We start from the raw sequence: 1,621 nt of genomic DNA on the forward strand, positions 1-1,621 counted from the left end.
GGGTTTATTGAGAATTGGGGAACCAAAAGATGGTTCCCTAACATTTTATTGAAAAAATCAACATTAAACATTAACAGAGTCAATTTATAAAAAAACCCGCCTGCTAAGGGACTGACCCCCGTTTTTGAGACAGGGATCAAAACACCTTTTAAACAGCCAATTGCCGATAATTTATCGGTGATTGGTTGTTTAGTTTCGTTTGAATACGAATATTGTTATAATAATGAATGTATTCTATGACAGTGCGTTCTACGATGGCGGTCGTGGTTCGATCAATGCTGTTAAGATAGAACGTTTCAGACTTTAGTGAGGAATGAAACGATTCGATGGAGGCATTATCAGCGGGTGTCCCTTTGCGGGACATGCTCATGGTAATGCCTTTTGTTTTAACAGCTTTCTGATACTCGTAAGATGTATACACAGATCCTTGGTCACTATGTAACACGCAGTTCTCAGGCAGTGTTGGCAGTTGATCAAGTGTGTGTAAGACAAAGTCTGTGTCCTGCTTATCTCCAATCGTAAAAGCAATCACTTCTCCATTATATACATCCAATATACTGGAAAGGTACAATTGTTTCTGTCCATAAGGCAAATACGTGATGTCTGTTACTAGTTTTTCAAGAGGATGATCAGACTGAAAGTTCCTATCTAATATATTGTCGACCACGGCATATGGCTGCCCATTCTTCTTGCGCTTTTTCACCTTAACCCGGCACTGCCACTGATTTTTCTGCATAATACGCTGAACCGTTTTATGGTTAATACACATTCTCTTTTTTAATATAGCTGTGATTTTTCGATATCCATATCGATACTGGTGCTCTCGGCACAACGTGCCGATTTGTTTTTCTAAATGGCGCTTGGGATGATCTTTCTTCAGATTCTTCTTCCAACGATAATAAGACGAGCGAGAGATACCTAAATGAATACAGATATCCTGCACGGTCATTGTGCTGTGCAATTCTTCTACAAGTTCGACTGACGTTTGGCTATCAACTTCCTTTCCAATTCGTTGTACTTTTTTAACACTTCATTCTGTTGTCTCAGATATCGATTCTCTGCCTGCAGTTTCTCTAATTCGGAAGAATACTCCGGACCTTTTCCATAAGTGTATTGCTTACCAACAGGCTGTTCAAATCGATGTGTATCACCAGCCTTATACCATCTGACCCATGTCTTAATCTGCGTATTATTTTTGATATTCAACTCCTGCATGATCTCTTTCATAGGTACGCCTGCCAATCTCATTTCTACAGCCTTCTGTTTCACTTCAACCGGATAACTCACTCTTGTCCCCATAGAAAAAACACCTCCAAGTCTAATTTCGGATAACAATCATCCGTATTCAAACTTGAAGGTGTTTTTATTTGTCTCATCTTATGGGGTCAGTCCCACAAGAGGAAAGGTTTTTTAATTCATTTGAATATTAGATGACTGCAGCTCGTTATGAAGTTTTCGATATGATAAATACATGGCGATTCTCCAAGGCACAATCATACCGAAAGCCAGAATCCAAAACATTCCGCTCAGTGCACCATAATCAATTGATGTGCTCAAGATCGATTTCATCACGATTCTGATCACCAAAAGACCGACTAATATAAAAACAAATGCTTTAGAG

General features: G+C 39.2%; 2 protein-coding genes. Both read right to left on the bottom strand.

Annotated features, from left to right (window positions below):
- Window positions 1-148: 148 nt before the first annotated feature.
- Window positions 149-1,299, bottom strand: a protein-coding gene (locus ACFXKA_RS42670; RefSeq protein WP_087614160.1) for an IS3 family transposase whose coding sequence is annotated in 2 segments (ribosomal slippage) — window positions 149-1,026 and window positions 1,026-1,299 — 1,152 coding nt in all. Because the reading frame shifts where the segments join, the coding sequence is not laid out codon by codon here.
- 111 nt (window positions 1,300-1,410) lie between these two features.
- Window positions 1,411-1,621, bottom strand: a 211-nt coding sequence (locus tag ACFXKA_RS42675) for a CcdC protein domain-containing protein (protein ID WP_379431855.1), incomplete at its 5' end; no start/stop codon positions are given.

The sequence above is a fragment of the Nocardia sp. NPDC059228 genome, assembly GCF_042754245.1.
Classification (GTDB): domain Bacteria; phylum Actinomycetota; class Actinomycetes; order Mycobacteriales; family Mycobacteriaceae; genus Nocardia.